The organism is Cytophagaceae bacterium (assembly GCA_016722655.1).
Classification (GTDB): Bacteria; Bacteroidota; Bacteroidia; order Cytophagales; family Spirosomataceae; genus Leadbetterella.
Genome location: JADKIR010000004.1, coordinates 2,612,430 through 2,630,662, shown reverse-complemented (window position 1 = coordinate 2,630,662; position 18,233 = coordinate 2,612,430). Strand labels below are relative to the sequence as shown.

The 18,233-nt window shown below is 37.6% G+C and carries 17 protein-coding genes and 1 pseudogene; 7 read left to right on the top strand and 11 right to left on the bottom strand.

Going from position 1 to position 18,233, the window contains the following annotated elements:
• Positions 1-11: 11 nt before the first annotated feature.
• The 7 genes from IPP61_11830 to IPP61_11800 all read right to left on the bottom strand — a co-directional run bounded on the left by IPP61_11830 (position 12) and on the right by IPP61_11800 (position 6,902).
• A complete protein-coding gene (locus tag IPP61_11830) occupies positions 12-251 on the bottom strand; it encodes an Eco57I restriction-modification methylase domain-containing protein (protein ID MBL0325853.1) in 240 nt (79 codons plus the stop codon).
• Complete coding sequence (locus IPP61_11825) at positions 218-1,606, bottom strand: hypothetical protein (GenBank protein MBL0325852.1); 1,389 nt, start codon at positions 1,604-1,606, stop codon at positions 218-220. The genes IPP61_11830 and IPP61_11825 overlap by 34 nt, the downstream gene beginning before the upstream one ends.
• Before the next feature lie 62 nt (positions 1,607-1,668).
• Entirely contained in the window at positions 1,669-2,631 is a 963-nt protein-coding gene (locus IPP61_11820; protein ID MBL0325851.1) for a hypothetical protein, read from the bottom strand.
• Positions 2,632-2,652: 21 nt separating this feature from the next.
• On the bottom strand, positions 2,653-3,996 hold the full coding sequence (locus tag IPP61_11815; protein MBL0325850.1) for an SWF/SNF helicase family protein: 1,344 nt from the start codon (positions 3,994-3,996) through the stop codon (positions 2,653-2,655).
• Positions 3,993-6,008: a DEAD/DEAH box helicase family protein gene (locus IPP61_11810; protein MBL0325849.1), complete on the bottom strand. Its 2,016-nt coding sequence runs from the start codon at positions 6,006-6,008 to the stop codon at positions 3,993-3,995. Before IPP61_11810 ends, IPP61_11815 begins: the two co-directional genes overlap by 4 nt.
• 249 nt (positions 6,009-6,257) lie before the next feature.
• Positions 6,258-6,500, bottom strand: a complete 243-nt coding sequence (locus IPP61_11805) for a hypothetical protein (GenBank protein ID MBL0325848.1) — start codon at positions 6,498-6,500, stop codon at positions 6,258-6,260.
• A 129-nt stretch (positions 6,501-6,629) separates the two neighbouring features.
• Positions 6,630-6,902 carry a hypothetical protein gene (locus IPP61_11800; GenBank protein MBL0325847.1) on the bottom strand — a complete coding sequence of 91 codons (273 nt, stop codon included), beginning with the start codon at positions 6,900-6,902 and terminating at the stop codon, positions 6,630-6,632.
• Positions 6,903-7,156: 254 nt separating this feature from the next.
• Between IPP61_11800 and IPP61_11795 the strand changes: the two genes are divergently transcribed.
• The 3 genes from IPP61_11795 to IPP61_11785 are packed head-to-tail and all read left to right on the top strand — an operon-like array spanning position 7,157 to position 8,760.
• On the top strand, positions 7,157-7,792 hold the full coding sequence (locus tag IPP61_11795; protein ID MBL0325846.1) for a hypothetical protein: 636 nt from the start codon (positions 7,157-7,159) through the stop codon (positions 7,790-7,792).
• A 14-nt stretch (positions 7,793-7,806) separates the two neighbouring features.
• The gene (locus tag IPP61_11790; protein ID MBL0325845.1) at positions 7,807-8,370 is read left to right on the top strand and encodes a tail fiber domain-containing protein; all 564 of its coding nucleotides are present in this window, start codon (positions 7,807-7,809) and stop codon (positions 8,368-8,370) included.
• Positions 8,371-8,376: 6 nt separating this feature from the next.
• Entirely contained in the window at positions 8,377-8,760 is a 384-nt protein-coding gene (locus tag IPP61_11785) for a hypothetical protein (protein ID MBL0325844.1), read from the top strand.
• A gap of 436 nt (positions 8,761-9,196) precedes the next feature.
• Here the strand turns inward: IPP61_11785 and IPP61_11780 are convergent, their stop codons facing one another.
• Together IPP61_11780 and IPP61_11775 are read right to left on the bottom strand one after the other, a co-directional pair.
• Complete coding sequence (locus IPP61_11780) at positions 9,197-10,345, bottom strand: hypothetical protein (protein MBL0325843.1); 1,149 nt, start codon at positions 10,343-10,345, stop codon at positions 9,197-9,199.
• 576 nt (positions 10,346-10,921) lie between these two features.
• Positions 10,922-12,156 (bottom strand): annotated as a pseudogene (locus IPP61_11775) (hypothetical protein).
• 255 nt (positions 12,157-12,411) lie between these two features.
• On the opposite strand from IPP61_11775, the gene IPP61_11770 reads away from it, so the two are divergent.
• From IPP61_11770 to IPP61_11755, 4 genes are all read left to right on the top strand, one after another.
• Positions 12,412-13,008: a M15 family metallopeptidase gene (locus tag IPP61_11770; protein MBL0325842.1), complete on the top strand. Its 597-nt coding sequence runs from the start codon at positions 12,412-12,414 to the stop codon at positions 13,006-13,008.
• Positions 13,009-13,249: 241 nt separating this feature from the next.
• Positions 13,250-14,242, top strand: coding sequence for a phenylalanine--tRNA ligase subunit alpha (gene pheS, locus IPP61_11765; protein MBL0325841.1), 993 nt, complete (start codon positions 13,250-13,252; stop codon positions 14,240-14,242).
• A gap of 67 nt (positions 14,243-14,309) precedes the next feature.
• Positions 14,310-16,364, top strand: coding sequence for a hypothetical protein (locus IPP61_11760; protein ID MBL0325840.1), 2,055 nt, complete (start codon positions 14,310-14,312; stop codon positions 16,362-16,364).
• Positions 16,346-16,621, top strand: coding sequence for a T9SS type A sorting domain-containing protein (locus IPP61_11755; protein ID MBL0325839.1), 276 nt, complete (start codon positions 16,346-16,348; stop codon positions 16,619-16,621). Before IPP61_11760 ends, IPP61_11755 begins: the two co-directional genes overlap by 19 nt.
• On the opposite strand, the gene IPP61_11750 is transcribed toward IPP61_11755, so the two are convergent.
• Complete coding sequence (locus IPP61_11750) at positions 16,622-17,164, bottom strand: RNA methyltransferase (protein ID MBL0325838.1); 543 nt, start codon at positions 17,162-17,164, stop codon at positions 16,622-16,624.
• Positions 17,164-18,027, bottom strand: coding sequence for a glycoside hydrolase family 16 protein (locus IPP61_11745; protein MBL0325837.1), 864 nt, complete (start codon positions 18,025-18,027; stop codon positions 17,164-17,166). Before IPP61_11745 ends, IPP61_11750 begins: the two co-directional genes overlap by 1 nt.
• Positions 18,028-18,233: the final 206 nt, after the last annotated feature.

Below are 18,233 nucleotides of genomic sequence, written 5' to 3'. Positions count from 1 at the left end.
ATTTTCTTAGTTTAGAATCGTGTTTGTTTTTTTAAAAATGTATTTGGAGTTATAAAAGAGAGAATTCCAGAATTTGATGCTGATAAATCAATTGATTTTTGTATAAATAAATGATATAAATCCGTTTTATATTGAGCAACTGTATAAGAATTGTAAGCTTTTTTAAGGTCGTCATCAATACTAAGACTTTGAACTAATACATACGGTGGATTACCTATCACAATATCAAAACCCTCCCGGATATCAAACATCCATTCTTTATCAAAAACGGGCTGCTAGTGTTTTGGTCGTAGGGGTCCCAGTTGGCGAGTTGTCGGGCGGTGGCATTACCATACTCTTCCTCTAGTAAATCTCCCATTTCAGCACGCAAAGCTTTATCTTGTTCACGAAGTGTTCGTTTTTGAGAGGGTGATTTGGCAGAAAAAAGACGTTGACGTACTTTTTTGAGGTCTTTTTCAAGTTTTTGCACCTCGTTTTTATCAAACAAAGAACCAAAAAAATCTCCTTTTTTTTGTGGCTTTTCTATTCCAATGAGTGTATTGGCTGCCACAAACTTTGTTTCGAGGTTGGGTAGTGGCCGCACCCCAAAGTTATCTTTGGCAGTCTCTACTTTTTGGTCGACAACTAAGCTTATAAAAAAACGTAGCTTTGATATTTGCGTAGCAATGGGCTGTATATCCACTCCAAAAATGCAATTCTCTATCAAATAGAGTTTTCGTCCATAATCAAGTTCATTATTAGCAAACGATTCTTCAATATCTGCTTTTTGGGCTTCTAGCTCTCGTATAGTACTTTCTCTGAGGCTGGTATCATCTAACTGCTCAAGTTCCGTAATGGCATTATCAACCCTTCGCAACTGTCGGTTTTTCCATTCAGTATTTTTCGGATCAATTTTATGCAGTATATGTACCATTTTCTGCAAAATACCCATTGGATAGGCTCCAGAGCCACATGCGGGGTCAAGTATCGTGCATTTATCAAGTGCTCTGATTATAGCCTTTGGTGTCGATTCGTCATTTTCAAAAGGATTAATTCCGCTGTATGACACAAGCTGATGCAACTTTTCGTCAAGATCTTCGGCTTCAAGTGTAAGATTTGTTTTCAAATATCCAATCAGACTTTCATCTACCATATAATCAACAATCTCCCTAGGTGTATAAAAACTACCAGTTTGTTTTCGGGCTGTAGTTTTAGTTTCCGGATTATAACTCGCCAATAAGTTTTCGAAAACTTTACCAAGTAACTCGGGGTCTAGGGCAACCTCCTCGTCAATAGGTGTGTTTTCTGTTATTGTAAATTTATAGGATTTTAGGATAGTTATTAAGCCTCGGGTTTTTGATTTCTTATACTTAGTATTCCCATAATCTTTACTTAAATCTACCTCTTCATCGGCATCAAAAAACAAAAAGTCTGGCACAAGTAAGTCATTGTCCCCTCTGTCGGAAAAACCATCTACATAGATTATCCTATCGCCTCCTTGTTTGCCTTTGAGCGTTTCGTGGGGTTTGTCTAAGCACTCAAAAAGGCCTCCATTCATAAATGGCACCTTGGCTTCCATTAGTTCAACAAAATACTCAGGATCTTTAAAGTAGGATTTATAACGCATCAATTGCGTAACATTTTGATGTTTTCCATCAGCTCTAAAATCTCGCTGTTTGCACGGTTGATTTAGAGTAGCAAAAACAAGTTTTGGAGAATAGCCCTATAATATTTACTATTCTGTTTGCCTGTCAAAAACAAACGTTCGGGTTTTTGTGACACAAACTCATTTATTATTCTATCGGCAATTACTTTCTCATCGAAAATTTCTTCCGGAATCAGCCCTTTTTCTTTAATAAACCATATGAACAAAATTCGAGTGAGCAAACGAATCACGTTTTTACCTTTGTGTTCCTTGAGTGCTTCATCACAACCACTGTCAGAGCTAAAATCAATCCTTAGTGGAGGATTAGGAAAATTCACTTCTTGCAACGCCCAGAAATACCAGTTTTGAAGTTCTCCGTAGAATTTCTTGTTGAGTAAGCTTACACTAAATGTTACTTGCCAATGCTGATAAAGACTTTTGAAATCTATGACTTTAGGAGTCGATTTCAATTCTTTCAATAGCATTAAATGACCAGTGTGTGTATTTCCAAGTTTCACATCTCTCAACAAACTCACTTTCCCAAGTTTTTCACCCTGGCGATAATCTGAACTATTTCGAGTCTGGCGTTCGGTATTAGCTAAAGCTATTTCATCTCCATATCGGTATATTACAGTAACAGGATTACCTTTTTGTTCATTGTTAAAAGAAGCATTTGCCAGTCGGGTAATCTCAGCCAATTGACCTCGGGTAGGGTGCTGGCTATCTTTGAGTTTTATGCCAAAAATCATGATGAATTCATAATCCTCGTTTTCGAGTTCAGACTCCTCTATATTCCTAACACCCTTAAAAGCCTGATCGTCAACTGTACCAATAGCATACAATTCATCAATAAGAGCATGAGCAGGATTACTGGCCTTATATGATGGAAAAGTAGCCTCAACTGGGAATACATCTTCAGAAATGGGATTTATAGGAATATTGAGCTCAGCAAAAAGCGTTTTAATGGCTTTGGGAAATGACTCAGTTTTAAAGTGGGATAAGTTCATAAGGTTGATAAATAAATAATTTTAACTAACTAACATCCAGGTGATGAGGTCATATTGTTTTTCCAACTGTACCTCATGGTTTTTATGGGCTTCTATGGTTTTCTTTTTGCCTTGTTGCAATTGCTTGACCAGGTCTAACTGATTCTGACCGGCAACAGTTATTTCTTCGCCAATATCATTCTCGGCCTTTGATGTATTTTGGCTATCCACCCAGCCATTTACCACATTTTGTAAATGATTGATGGCTTGTGTTTCACCGGCATCTATGGCAGGGTCAACCACTCTGATGTCATTCCGGTGCTTTGACAAGATTTCCAATATTACTTTATTGTTATCTGTTTCTATGCCACCTTCCTTGTTGAGATATACCATCCGGTAGTCGGTATATTGGGTATCTTTTTTGGGCAGAACTCCAAAAAAGCAAATTACCCCTTCTTTTTCAGTTTCAGTGGTTTCTAATTTATAACCAGAGAAAATACCGTTGGGGTATTTTTCCACATCCCTTTGGTTTTCTTTGTTGAATTCGAGCAACTGTTGTTTGAAAATATCAAAAGAGAAATCATCAAAACCCATAGAGCCTTCAGCGTCCAATTCGGAAATTGAAGAGCTCATTTGTTTTAAAAGATTTTCAGTTTGACGGTCCTCCATAGGGTTTTGGGCTAACTGAGAAAACTCTTCTGTGAAATCCTGTATAACCTCGGAACCAATGAATTGCATCACGGCCATTCGGGCTTCCACTCTACCTTTTAAATTAATGTAAGCATTGATAGAATCAGCAGGCCAAAAATTGATGCACTTAATTAAATCATTTGGCGACCCAATACGGTCAATTCTACCAAACCGTTGAATAACCCTTACAGGATTCCAATGAATGTCGTAATTTATCAAAAGGTCGGCATCTTGAAGATTTTGACCTTCAGAAAGTACATCAGTCGAAATAAGGATATCAACTGGTTTTGAGATAATCTCATGTATTTTGGGTTCAGAAATTCTAAGCCATTCTATCCATTCCTCAAAGTTATCTTTCGTTTTTTCTAGGGCAAACTTGTCCCATTTCTTTTCAAGAAACAATTTGGTATATGGTGCGAAATGCTGTAATAATCGTTGAATATCAACTTTTTTGTCAATGTCAGAATGGTGTGAGTCATTACCAAATACTAAGCCTAGTTTAGAATAGCCTTGATCTTTTAATTGTTCAAAAAGATACACCGCTGTGTCTTTGTAGGCCGTAAATATGACGATCTTGGGATTTTCTGCTGTTTTTTTCTTCTCAATAATTTTGATTAATTCTTTGAGTTTGATATCCTTCCTTGAGTCTTCCAAAAATTCCGCTTCAAAATCTTTGAGATTATTTTTTACAATCAAAAGATTCTCTTTATCTTTTTTATGGCATCTTTAAAGTCATCCAGACGGCCAGCCTCATCAATTTCTTTTAGCTTTATGGGGTTCTTTTTGCCTACATTGATATTATCCAATAACTCCATGAGCTCTTCATCATCTTCAAAATCATTTTCGTTATCGTCTTCTAAATCCAAAAGTTTATCTTTTGTATTTTGATATACTTTGATTTTTCTCAGAGCATTTTCATGATGATTGTAGATATTCTCCAGCGTAATTTTAAAAGCCACCCATGATGATTCCAGACGCTTGAGCATCAGAATCTTCATCATTTTTACCAAAAAATACTCCCTTTGAAGATTATCTTTAAGTACTTCGTTTTTTACTTTCTTTTTATTGGCCTTTTCAATATTCTTTTGATTTATTTCTTTTATGGACAAGGTAAATTGTGAAGGCTGATAGGCTGACAGATTTAATTGCAATTTCTCCATCAAGTCAGGCAAATCATCGAAATCTCCCAACTTTAGGGGAGTTTTGAAAATATTCTCAGGCTTGGCCACCTTTGGAAAATGGAAATTTGCATCGAAATGGTTTCTGATGTTTTTTCGGGTACGTGCAACAACCAGATGTTCAGTGAGTTTGAAAAAGTCACTTTGATGTATTGACTGGTAGAAATCAGAAAGTGATTGTATTTTTAATTTATTCCATTTGTTAAAACGTGCTTGTACTTCTCTGAAGGTAAAGTCCAGACTTTTCACTTCTAAACTTTCTTCAAATCCACGGTTATCTCCTCTGGTGAGTAAAGCGAATTGATTCCTTACATCAGTAAAATGATTATTTATAGGAGTGGCAGAAAGTAACAATACCTTCACATCACCCTGAATCTTTTTTAAAATTTCATCAACAATGATTCTGTATTTAATCGATTTATCGTTTCTAAGGTTATGACTTTCGTCAATAACTATCAATTTAGGCTTTGAGTTATTGATATATTCAAAATTGATTTTGCCTGATGAAAGATTTTTATCCGTAAAATCAGTGTGAAAATTCATTTCATAGTCGAAATCATCTTCTTCGAAAATCGAATTCTGTCTTCTTTTAAACTGCTTCCAGTTTTGTTCAAGTTTTTTAGGGCAAAGAAGAATGGTCTCACGACCTTTCAATTGATAATATTTTATAACTGCAAGCGTACTCCAGGTTTTACCCAAACCAACAGCGTCTGCCAGAATGGCACCATTATATTTATTAAGTATTTTTATAAGGTTAACTACTCCCGTTTGTTGAAAAGGAAACAATTTGCGATAAATAACTGAGTTTTCCAACCTACCCAACTCCCTCTGAAAATCAGGATCATCTTCAGAGCCAAATAGTTCTTTGAGTATTAGATGATAAATATCTATGGGATTATAAACATGAAATATTTTGGATATTTCATCAATCAAATACTGTTTAAAATCTACTTTAACCTGTTTTCCTTCAGGGGTTTTAATTGTTTTTTCAAACCTGGCTTGCGGTTTATCCCATAAATCCTGAAACCAGTTTTTTAATTCTCTATAAGTAGATTCAGTACCTGTTCCTGCAGAATTTAGTTCAACATTTTGATTTATCTTTAATCCTATTCCTGCCTCTGTAAGGTTACTACTTCCCATGATGTAGTATTCTTGAATAGGGTTATTTTTATCTGATTTGGTTAAATAGAGTTTTGCATGACAGAAATTTGGCTCTAAAGTTTTACATTCAACTTTGGCCTGTTTTAAGAACTTTGCCGATTCACGTGCCCAGGCAGTGAGCCTCATTGCAGTTTTGTAATCAATATTTTGATTTAGGAGATCAATAGATTTTATCTTTTGGTCAGAACTAGCAACAATATCACCAATAACAAATCTGAATTTCGATATACGTTCATTGATTTTTTCGGATAAAAAAGACAGTGCCCCAATTGTGAAATACCCTGTTACTAGATCTAATTCACCTTGTTGTGTGTTTTGGTCAATCCATTGATAGACTTTGAGGTTTTCGTTTTGGTTGTCTAAGATCATTTCATGGGGGATAAACTATTTTACAATAATAGAAAAAATATAGGATAAATTCAAAGGGGGAACTTGGATTAAAAAATTGAGGCTGGATTTATTTACCCATTAACCTTTAAAATGAAAGTTTTATATGGTTTTAAAATTAATTTCCAAATTCTGAAAAGGTTAAATAGCATAGGAAGGACAACGAAAGCAAATCACAACAAAGAAAAATTCCACAGCAACACCTGAAGAACGTAAAAAATAAGGATGAAACTAAATTTTAACTTTTTTAAAACCTTTCCCAAACTTCCAGGTTTTCCCAAAACTGTTATATTCTTCTTCAGTTATTTTTATTAGGTCTATTTCCTGGCTGCCATAGGCAACTTTACTATCTGGATGAGCCTCAAATTCACTTTCAAGAATCCCATCAAGAAAAAACTTTACAATCCTTTTTCCGTTTTCAGGCACCTTAATTACAGCACTTTCCCAATCATTAGCATAATATGATATTTCCATTTTATAACTTGTATTTTATGTAAAGGTTGTAAAAATATCTGAATTTCAAATCGGTGTCGCATCCGAAAATGAAAGCGAATTCTACCCAATACTCCGCATCAATCACCAATTTACTAATCCTTCACCAATCTATATCTCACAGGTTTGGTGTAGCGTTCTTTCTATGATTCCCCGGGCTTCGAGGTCGAGCTTTACGGTTTCGCCATACCATTGCACTCCTCCTTCAAAGGTATCTTTTACCCTCTCGTAGAGTGCTTCCATCAATTCCAGATGGGTGAGCTCGGCGGTAGCAAGTATAGCCAGCAAATGCTCCTTTATAAAAGTGTATTTGGAAAGCAAAATCAGCTTATTGGTTTTACCCTCCACAGGATGCAGCGTCTGAATTTTCTCCGGCTTTTCCATAATTCATTCTTCTTTTTTCTCCATAAAATATTCCTTTCAAAATCCTTGGTTTAGCATAATTTGTAAAGCTAATAATAATCAAATAAACATACCGCACAGTTACCCCTATACCTCCAAAGGCGAACCTCAGTACTGGTTTTTAAAGAAAATATCAAAAAAAGCTCGGAAACCTTGCCGTAAAATTAAATGTTGTTTGCGTTTGATTTTTCCTATATTAATTTTAAAACCATCATCACAGATATACATCTAATAATATGAAACCAAAATCTCAATTGAGAGCCTTGACAATGCTTTTGGTGTTGTCAGTATGCTCTGTCTTTTCCTATGCTCAGGAAAAAGTTAATGTCAGCCCTTCTTCAAAACCGATGGAGCAGCTGAAGCCCAACAAGGTAAACAGCAAATATGTCAATGGCATATTGGAGCAAAAAAGTGTAATGGATAATGTCATTGCCGACGACCTCATCGTGCAAGGTGATGGTTGTTTTGGGATTGACTGTATTAACAATGAAAACTTTGGCATCAATACAATCAAGCTTAAAGCAAATAACCTCAGGATTGGTTTTGATGACACAAGTACAGGGGCGTTTCCGGCAAATGACTGGGAGCTGGAAGCCAATGAGTCAGCTAGTGGCGGATTAAATGCTTTTTCAATTCTGGATGTTACCGGAGGTAAAATACCTTTCAGAATAGAAGCCGCAGCCAGAACGAATGCACTTTATGTAAAGAGTGATGGAAATGTTGGTATTGGTACAAATAATCCTATACTGGATATTCAAATGAAAACCGGGAATACTCCCGGAGTAAGACTTGAGCAGGATAACAGTAGTGGTTTTACGGCCCAAACCTGGGATGTGGCAGGCAATGAGGCCAACTTTTTGTCAGAGATATAACCAATGGCAGCAAATTGCCATTTAGAATCAGACCCAATGCACCTACCAGCAGTATTGACATTGCATCAACTGGAAACGTGGGGATCGGAACAAGCACCCCAACAGTAAAACTTCAGGTAGAAGGTAACGGGTATTTCTTAGGAAATCTCTATGCCAAAGAGGCCATATTGCCGGGTGCATCATCTCCATCAGACCGGAAACTTAAGAAAAACATTGAAGATTTTACCGGAGCAGGTTCAATCATAAAACAGCTTTCGCCCAAGACTTATTATTACAATACCGAGAAATTTCCCGACGTCGGGCTTCCTTCTGCATGGCAGTTTGGTTTGATAGCTCAGGAGGTAGAACCAGTATTGCCCAATCTGGTGGCCAACAATACGCATCCATCGGGATTAACTTTCAAAACTGTAAATTATACAGGATTGATACCGGTTTTAGTAAAAGCCGTGCAGGAGCAACAAACCGAAATCGAAGTTTTAAAGCATAAACTGAGTGAATATGAATCATTGAATGCCCGACTCAATAGCCTGGAGGCTTTGCTGAAACAAACAGAATCTTTTAAATCAACAGATAAATAATAAATTATGAAAAATATATTAATAACATTCCTGCTATCGCTGATTGCCATGTTCTCTTTCGGTCAGCAAATTGATGAAAATGGCAGGCCCTTAGGCCAAACTAAATCGGTTGCAAGTATTTCGATTTCAGAAAAATATCTTTCAGAATCAAAACCCGAGAAATTGGCAGGTAGTTTCACGATTACTTATTCATTACCGGCCGGGAAAAGTAGTGGTGAGCTTAGGTTCTATCATCCTCATAAAGACCAGGAATTGAAAAAGGTTACGCTGGATCAGGCTAAAGGTACTTTTTCTTACCCAAAATCAGAATTTAACCTCAATGGCGTAATCGTGGCCTTATATTCGGAAAATAAATTAATAGAAACGCTTAATGTGGTTTTAGATAGGTAGGGGCTGAAAAAGATTTGGGTTAAAGGGTTGATATAAATATCTGTATTGCAACTGGCACGCCGAGTACGGGGTCGTGTTCGACAACGATGGAAAATCTCAACATGAGGTTCTCGCCACGCTATAGCGTGGTCGAACTGACATATGTTATAAATATCTGAATTTCAACGGGCATGCCGAGTGCAGGTGGCGTTCGACAATAAAAGAAAATTACAACACAGGGTTCTCGCCACGCTATAGCGTGGTCGAACTGACAAGGTTGTCATAAATATCTCTAAATCATACCGGGGTCGCGTTCGACAACGAAAGCAAATCACAACAAAAGGTTCTCGCCACGCTATAGCGTGGTCAGCCTGACATTTGATTTCCAAATAAAAAAATGAGTAATATCTTATGGAAGGCATAAAATATTACTCAAAAAAAATAGATCGGTTAAACCTTAATATTTATCATAAAACCGCTTTACTCTGCTGGTAAACTGGTCGTAGATGGGCTTACAAAACTCAATGAACAATTGCTGCGGTGGCGGAGGCAATTCCTCTTTCATGCGGCTTTCGTTGAGTTCTTCTTTGGTCAGGGCCCTTTCGTCCCCATTAAACGACGACCATTTGTTGGTCCACACAAACTCGCCCGGCAGCTGCTCTCTCAGCAAAGTTTTGTTGGTTCTGTAGTCATATATCTCCATCGAAAGCAAGCCTCTGCTTATCACCGATTTGATGTTGCGGTTGATGGTGGCATTTACTTTTCCATATACATCAACGCTTTGGCCGTTAATTTTTGCAGTACCTGTTTTTACGCTGTCTTTGCTCGTTACATTTGATTTTTCGGTCTTCATGTGCGTTTCACCTACCACAAACTCAATAAACTCCAACCTTACGATATGGTCCGGTTTGATTTTAAGCTGCTTGGCTTCATTGGGCTGATAAAATCTGATAAACTTATTCAACCGCCTGTTGGTCTGCAAAAACTCATCGATTTTTCCCTGGAAAAACTCATTGCTGTACTGGTACATTTTGGAATTAATCTTGGGTTGTTCTACTACCACATGGTACGAACCCATAAAAAGAGCCTCTTCGAGTTTTTCTCTGGCGTCTTTATAATTGGGGGCAAACTTGAGCAAGTCTTCAAAATTGTTAAAGGCGGCTCTTCCGGCATCAATGGTACCTTTGCTGAGCAGATTATCGGCATAAGCATATCTTTCAGCGGCGGCTTTTTCAAGAGCTTCGTTGTATTCTCTGAAATAGCTCGTCGGGCTCACGATTTTGCGGCATGCATAGCATCTTTCTATTTTATCATGCAGTTCGTTGAGTTTACTGTAGCCATCTACCACTCTTTCGTATCTAAACTGCTGATTGGCGGCATTGGCTCTGTCGATGTCACGAAGTAAATCTTTTTCGGCCAGGTCGTAGGCATTGGGAAGTACTTCGGCGGCTTTGGAGTTGTCACCATCTTTTCTTAGTTTTTCAATGGCTTGAAGGGCGGCGGTAAAATAGTCTCCTTTTTCGAGGGCTTTTTTTCCGGATTTGGAACAAGAGAACATCATTATGCCGGCAAAAGACATAATCGCGATTAATTTCAGGGCTTTCATTTTATTTTAAATAAGAATATGAGACAATATTATGGGTTCAAATGCTTTTTTCAAAATTTTACCGGGCATTAACAAAACATTTAACTTTGCGGTATGGCTTTTTAGGAATGCAAGATATTCATTTTTTATATCAAAAATCTTTTCACAAAGGCAACATAAAGTTTAAGGTATTTTTTTTGTTTTTGGAATTACCAAATAGAAATTAAGTTAAACTGAAATATTTTTATAAATGGATTATCAAATTGATTATTTTAATCCTAAAAGTAAAAATTTCAAACTAATAAATTTCAGTTCGTCGCCTGGCCAGCGGGGCCCTACTTTTTTTGCGGTTCGCCGCCCGTTCAAAAAGTAGAAAAAAAACAAAGATAAATTCCGATAGCTATCGGAAGATCCTCTCTAAAAATTTGATAAACATTATTTTACTAAAATCATTTAAATCCATATCAAATTTTTAAAACGGACTCGGTCCGAAGTTTCGGTTTTATGATTTAAAGCTACAATACTATTTATTTTAGACGGATATCCCTGTTTTCAGCTTTGTGTCTATCAAAATATTTTCTTTCCTGAATAACATCCTCAATAAAAGAAAATATAACTCACAATAATGGCCGTAATGACACCGGCGAGGTCAGCCAATAGTCCTGCAACCAAAGTATAACGGGTATGCTTGATACTCACGCTGCCAAAATACACCGCCAAAACATAAAGTATGGTATCAGAACAAGCCTGAAATACACTTGAAAGACGACCCACAAATGAATCGGCACCAAAATGCTCCATAGATTCAATCATCATTGCCCTGGAACCACTTCCACTCAGGGGATGCATCAATGCAGTAGGCAGGGCATCGATCCATTCGCCATTAAGACCCGTAAAAGCAAACAACCATTTCACGCCATTGGTGATATCGGTCAGAACACCCGAATTTCGGAAAACACTGATGGCCACCAGCATACCCACCAGATAAGGAATGATTTTCACTGAAGTCTCAAAACCGGTTTTGGCACCTTCTACAAAAGTCGGGAATACATCTACTTTCTTGTAAAAACCCATTCCCACAAATCCCGCAACAAAAGTAAACAGAATGAGATTGCTGAATATTTTGGATTTCAGCTCGATTTCTTCTTTGCTTAATCCTGAAAAATACAAAAGAATAATTCCAATGAAAGCGGTGATACCCAGCAGCCATGTGAGCAGGGTTTTATCCAGAAAGTTTATTTTTTGCTTGATACCCACAATAATGAGTCCGGTAAATGTAGCCATGTAAACTGAAATCAATGCGGGAATAAAAATATCAGAAGGATCAGCCGCATGATAAATGGCCCGCTGAGCCATGATAGAAATAGGTATCAAAACCGGGCCTGCACTGTGGAGCACCATAAACATGATCTGGGCATTGGAGGCGGTATCAGGACTAGGATTGAGCTCCTGGAGGCTTTTCATGGCTTTCAGACCAAAAGGCGTGGCGGCATTGTCGAGACCCAGCATATTGGCCGAAAAATTCATGATCATCTCGCCGTTGGCTTTGTGGTCTTTGGGCACTTCAGGAAAAGCTTACCAAAAAACGGAGCGATGACTTTGGCCAAAACCCGTATCACTCCTGCCTCCTCTCCTACTTTCAGGATTCCCAAAAAGAAAGTCATGACACCTGCCAATGGCAAGGCGATGTCCATTACGGCAGTTTCAGCCGATTTAAACATCCCTTCCATGAGTATTTTAAATATTTCGGTATCTCCAAAAAAGATGAGTTTGATCAAAGCAACGACGAAAGCAATCAGAAAAAAACCTACCCAGATATAATTTAATGCCATATTTTTGTACGATTCATTATTTTAAAGCAAATTAGGTCATTATTTAGATTAAGCCAAAACTCGGGGATGATTTTTAAAGACACCGTATTTCATTTCAAAAAAAGAAAAAGGCTTTACCTCTTGTTCCCTTTTTTATATCTGGTACTTTCCTGCACTTCATCTGAAAATGAAAATTCTGAAACCATCAATGAACAGGCTGATTCTTTAAGCGGAGCGATTTCTGCCCCGGCCCATCTCACCGAAATGGAATTATCGATGCAGTCGCAGGGCTTGGTTGATATCCAGTCCATCGATCCGAGTATCAGAGTTGATTTGAAATACAGCAGCACTGATAATTTTTTCGGGAAGGATATTTATGGAGATTCTGAAAAGGCTTTTTTACAGGAAAAACCTGCGATAGCTTTAAAATTGGCTCAATATTTACTTAAAAAACAGAATCCCGACTATTCGCTTCTGGTATATGATGCTGCCCGTCCGCTCAGTGTACAAAGGGTGCTTTGGGAGTCTCTGGATTCTATTCCCAGCCGAAACCGGAAGAATTATGTGGCAGACCCCGAAGTGGGCTCTATTCATAATTATGGCTGTGCGGTGGACCTCACCATTGTAGATCTTACTACCCATCAGGCTCTTGACATGGGCACCCCTTTTGATTACTTTGGACATCTGGCCTATCCCCGAAAAGAAAATCAGATGCTGAATGAGGGGAAATTAAATCAGAAGCAAGTCGAAAACAGGCTTTTATTACGAAATATTATGTTAACCACCGGCTATGGCCCTATCACCAGCGAATGGTGGCATTTTAATTTTTATCCTTTGGCAAGGGCAAAAAAAACCTATAAAATCATTGAGTAAATTAATGTTGGCCCGAAAAATTGGGTTGATTTTTGCTTCATTTAATAAGATTTAGAAAAATTTTCGTTAAGATTTAAACTTTTTAGCAAAACAAAAAGTCTTCTATTAGTAATTAAAATAAAATTCAAGTCAAAAACGAAACTCAAAATTGAGAAAATCGCCATGTGATATTATATTTGCAGTTTAAACCAAACAAAAAGTGTTAGAGAAGATAAAGAATATTAGTATTGAAGCCGAAAAGATGTTGAGTGACAGGAGCCTAAACCATGAAGACTTCAGACTAAAATTTCTAAGTCGAAAAGGCTTACTCAACGAGCTTTTTGATGAGTTTAAACAAGTACCGGGAGAAATAAAAAGGCAAGTAGGACAGAATCTGAATGTTTTAAAAAGTCGCCTGGAAGAAATTCACAAAGGACTACAAAACACTGACGGTCAGGAAAATATTTCGGCTTCAGGCAATAAAGAGGATCTTACACTTCCTGTTGTTCAGAATGCTGTAGGCAGCATGCACCCCTTGAGTATAGTTCGTAAAAAAGTGGTGGAGGTTTTTGCCCGAATGGGTTTCAATACCGAAGAAGGCCCTGAAATAGAGTCGGACTGGTATAATTTTTCAGCACTTAATTTTGCAGAAAACCACCCTGCCCGTGAAATGCAGGATACTTTTTTTGTAGAAAAAGCCGCGGTACAAAAAGACGACCTGTTGCTCAGAACGCATACCAGCAATGTGCAGATCAGACTCATGGAATATAAAAAACCGCCCATCAGGTCAATTATGGTGGGAAGAGTATATAGAAATGAGGCGATTTCGGCAAGAGCTCACTGTCAGTTTCACCAGGTGGAAGGCCTTTATGTTGATAAAAACGTAAGTTTCAAGGATCTTAAAGACACGCTGTTTCATTTTGCCAAAGAAATGTTTGGAAAAAATACGAAAATCAGACTCAGACCCAGCTATTTCCCATTTACCGAGCCCAGTGCCGAAATTGATGTTTCTTGTTTTATTTGCAAAGGCCAGGGCTGTAATATTTGCAAACATACGGGTTGGGTAGAAATAGCCGGCTCTGGAATGGTTGACCCAAACGTACTTAAAAATTGTGACATTGATCCTGAACAATACACCGGTTTTGCTTTTGGTATGGGAATTGAGAGAATTACTATGCTCAAGTATGGTATCAATGATTTAAGGTTGTTTTTCGAAAATGATATCCGATTCCTGAACCAATTTAAAGGAATCTAATAATTAACCAATTAAATAGCTAATTCTTTACATGTTTCTAAAAAAACAATTTAAAATTTCAAACTATTTGATACAGCTCCTTATGGTAATAGGGAGCTTTGAATCATTTGCCCAGGTTACAATATTGTATCCACTTGAGCGAACAGTTTTTCAAAGAAAAAATGATAATACATGTAAAATAAGTATTTCGGGAAATCTGGATTCCTACGCTGATAGAGTAGAAGCCAGACTGGTTCCCAGAATTACGGGTCAGGGTATAGCCACCAATTGGCAAGTCATTGACAACAGTATTGATGCACATAGCTTTACCGGCACTCTGGAAGGCACCGGAGGGTGGTATAGGCTGGAGGTTAGATCCATAAAAGATAATGAAACAATATTTAATAATGCTGTTGAGCGGGTTGGTATTGGTGAGGTTTTTTTAATTGCAGGTCAATCAAATTCTCAGGGTGAAGGAAGAACCCCAAATGCGAAACCTGCTACAGATGACAGGGTCAATGCTTATCATAGCGAAACCTATAATTATTTTACCTATGAAGCTGGAAAAATTCCGGAATTTTATAAATATGAACCCTTTGTCCAATTAAGTCAGAATATTGGTCCCGGGCCTACAGGTTTTACGCCTTGGGCTTATGGTGAATTAGGGGACCAACTTGCCAAAAAATTGAATGTTCCCATCTTATTTTTTAATGCCGGGGCTTCAGCCACCTCTACCGAAAACTGGTTAAAATCTATTACAGGACAGGATACGTATAGCTTTATTTTAGGACACAAGCTAGATAAATTTCATCCGTATTTACCGTTTAAAAGAATATTACAGAGCTTTATTAATATTGTAGGACTTAGAGCAGTATTGTGGCATCAGGGAGAATACGACATTTATAATACGGAGAATGGATATTTTGAAAACATGAAGAAGATTATTCAGGAATCCAGGGATAATACCGGCAAAAATATACCTTGGGTAATCAGCAGAGTCTCCAGAATTTTCAACCAAAATTTCTCTCAGGTAATTGCCGGACAAAATAAAGTAATTGCTAATGTTGCTTATACCTGGCCGGGACCTAGTACCGATGATATACAACCACTCAGACCTGATGGTGCTCATTTTGAAAACACACCTTCTGAAGCAGGATTGAGCAATCTTGCTACGGCTTGGAATAATTCGCTGACTCAATCTTTCTTTCAAACGATTATACCCATTTCACCAAATAATATTGTTGAAATGAAGCATGTTTGTGCCAATGATCAGAGAAACACTTCTTTATATTTTGACATACCCTTCAGTAATTACTTTTGGTCAACTGATTCAAGATCCCCTGCGATTACTTTAACCAATGGCGAAGCTTTGGCATATCTAAAAGATGGATTTGGAAATACATTATTAACCAACAAAATTGTTATTCCGAATGTTTACCCTAAAATAGTACCTGTAATTACTACTTCACCGTCTTTGAGGGTTTGCGAAAATAATCCAATAACATTTGAAGCCCAAAATCCTAAATATACGGTACTTTGGAGTGTAAATTTTGAGAACAATAAATTTGTAATTAATCTTCCGGGGAATTATTCGGCAAAGTATAAAACCAGCCAAAACTGTTTATCACCTTCCTCGAGTATATTTACACCAATATTTGTAAAACCGCCCGCCAAACCTCAGATTCTTGCAACCGACGGCAAATATTATTCTTGTGAAGGCACTCCCCTTGAGTTTTTCATAGAAAACCCTCAAAACAACCTGATCGAGTGGTCAACAGGGGCGACTAGCATTGGTATCCAAACCAGCCAAAACCTTTCTAAACCTATATGGGTGAAAACCTATAGTAATTTTGACTGTCCTTCTCCGCAATCAGACACAGTTACTTACAAGATATTGAAAAACCCAAAAACGCCCTTGATTGAAAAAAATGGGCCGTACGAGCTTAAAGCAACTTCCACTGAGGTTGTCACCAGATATGATTGGTTCCTCGACAATAATTTATTGTCTTCTCAAACCACCCCTTCAATTTCACTGAAGAAAGATGGGATTTATTCTGTCAAAACAGTTAACAGTTTCCAAAACCAACAGGTGGTGTTTTACAATGTATTTCAGGACCTTCCACTTTGTTATCGATTGATTTAAACGAAAAGCTCTACGGAATTCAGATTTATCCCAACCCAAGTTATGATGGCAAATTTTATTTAGCATCAAATCTGGATATTAAGAAAATTAATTTCAAGATCTATAATGTAAACGGACAGATGGTTCACCAGGGGGCGATCGGTAATCTTGCAACTCCTTACGAGGTTGATCTCAAATACTTGAAACCGACTGGCAAACATTTTATTGAAATTCAATACGAAGGGCTTACAAGAATCTTCCCTATAATTTTCCAATAATCAGCTGAGGCTAAGAGTTTTTTGAGTTAAATCCCAAAGTACTATTCCGGCAGTGACTGCAATGTTTAAGGAATGTTTGGTGCCAAACTGGGGTATTTCCAAAACGATATCAGAAAGCCCAATCAATTCCTGATTTACTCCAAAAACCTCATTACCAAGAATTATCAGATATTTTTTATTGGGTTCGGGCTTAAAATCGTTGAGCTTAATGCTGTTTTCGACCTGCTCAATCACCAGAGGAATCCAGCCATCTTTCACCAGGTTATTAAGCAATTCCACTGCGTTTTCGTGATATTCCCAATCTACTGATTCTGTAGCTCCAAGGGCCGTTTTTTCGATTTCCCGATGTGGAGGTGAGGACGTAATACCGCACAAATATATCTTTTCGACATTGAAGGCGTCAGAAGATCGGAAAACCGAGCCTACATTTGACATGCTGCGTATATCGTCGAGCAGCACTGCGATATTGTTTTTTTTCGATGTTTTAAATTCCTCCACACTTTTGCGTTGGAGCTCATCCATTGAGAGTTTTTTGTGTTGCATTATTTCTCTTTAATTCCATAAACCCTTACATAATCTACTTGCATAGTTTGAGGGAAAATATTGTCGTCCACTCCTTTTTGGCCTCCCCAACCGCCACCAACGGCAATATTGAGTATGATATGGAATTTTTTATCAAAGGGCCATTGTTCCCACTGATAGGAAGAGTCTTTTTTAAACTCAAAATATTTCCCGCCGTTAATTTCAAATTCAATTCTATTAGGAAACCAATTGACAGCATAAATATTAAATTTATCTGAAGCCTTGGGTACGGTAATATGATTGCCTTTATTGGTTCCAATTGTATGATTAAACGCCTTGGTGTGTACATTCCCATGTACCACATTCTGATCAAATCCTACATGTTCCATGATATCAATTTCCCCGTTATCAGGCCAAAAGGTTTGTCCATAAGTAGTTTGTGAGGCCAGCATCCAGATCGCCGGCCAGGTTCCAACACCCTTGGGAAGTTTGGCTTTTACCTCAACCCTGCCATAGGTAAAATCTCCTTTGTTTTTTGAAACCAGGCGTGCAGAAGTGTAATTATTGGTTCCTTTTTTTTGCTTTAAAGCATTGATATTCAAATACCCATATTCGTTAATGGCATTTTGGAGTGCATCGGTGTAATATTGCAGCTCCTGATTGCCCCAGCCATGTCCACCCATATCGTAAGACCATTTCGAAATATCGGGCTTACCGGCTTCATCAAATTCATCATGCCATACCGGTTCTGAATAATCTATCACCCATTCTTTGGGCTGCACTTTGGCCACAGGGCTCTCACTTTTTAGATGGACAGCCTTATTTTTTTTACAGGAAAAAGAAATAAACCCTATCCAGACAAGTAATAAAAATATCTTTTTCATATTCATATAATTTTCGAAAAAATAAGTTTTTCCGCTAAGCCCTTTAAATGTCCGAAATATAGCACCCGAAAATCACAAGGTCTATTTATTTAAATAATTATTCCGAAAAATTGGACCGGCATTACTTTGAAATTATCCTGAATTCAAAATATGAGAAACTAAATACTGAAACAAGAGGGTTTGAATAGTAAATTTGCAAAAAAATG

Coding starts and splice junctions, on each gene's coding strand:
- IPP61_11805 (MBL0325848.1), bottom strand. CDS start 6,500: ATGGAAATATCATATTATGCTAATGATTGGGAAAGTGCTGTAATTAAG.
- pheS (MBL0325841.1), top strand. CDS start 13,250: ATGTTGAGTGACAGGAGCCTAAACCATGAAGACTTCAGACTAAAATTT.
- IPP61_11825 (MBL0325852.1), bottom strand. CDS start 1,606: ATGCGTTATAAATCCTACTTTAAAGATCCTGAGTATTTTGTTGAACTA.
- IPP61_11795 (MBL0325846.1), top strand. CDS start 7,157: ATGAAACCAAAATCTCAATTGAGAGCCTTGACAATGCTTTTGGTGTTG.
- IPP61_11780 (MBL0325843.1), bottom strand. CDS start 10,345: ATGAAAGCCCTGAAATTAATCGCGATTATGTCTTTTGCCGGCATAATG.
- IPP61_11750 (MBL0325838.1), bottom strand. CDS start 17,164: ATGCAACACAAAAAACTCTCAATGGATGAGCTCCAACGCAAAAGTGTG.
- IPP61_11830 (MBL0325853.1), bottom strand. CDS start 251: ATGTTTGATATCCGGGAGGGTTTTGATATTGTGATAGGTAATCCACCG.
- IPP61_11820 (MBL0325851.1), bottom strand. CDS start 2,631: ATGAACTTATCCCACTTTAAAACTGAGTCATTTCCCAAAGCCATTAAA.
- IPP61_11785 (MBL0325844.1), top strand. CDS start 8,377: ATGAAAAATATATTAATAACATTCCTGCTATCGCTGATTGCCATGTTC.
- IPP61_11745 (MBL0325837.1), bottom strand. CDS start 18,027: ATGAAAAAGATATTTTTATTACTTGTCTGGATAGGGTTTATTTCTTTT.
- IPP61_11800 (MBL0325847.1), bottom strand. CDS start 6,902: ATGGAAAAGCCGGAGAAAATTCAGACGCTGCATCCTGTGGAGGGTAAA.
- IPP61_11810 (MBL0325849.1), bottom strand. CDS start 6,008: ATGATCTTAGACAACCAAAACGAAAACCTCAAAGTCTATCAATGGATT.
- IPP61_11770 (MBL0325842.1), top strand. CDS start 12,412: ATGCAGTCGCAGGGCTTGGTTGATATCCAGTCCATCGATCCGAGTATC.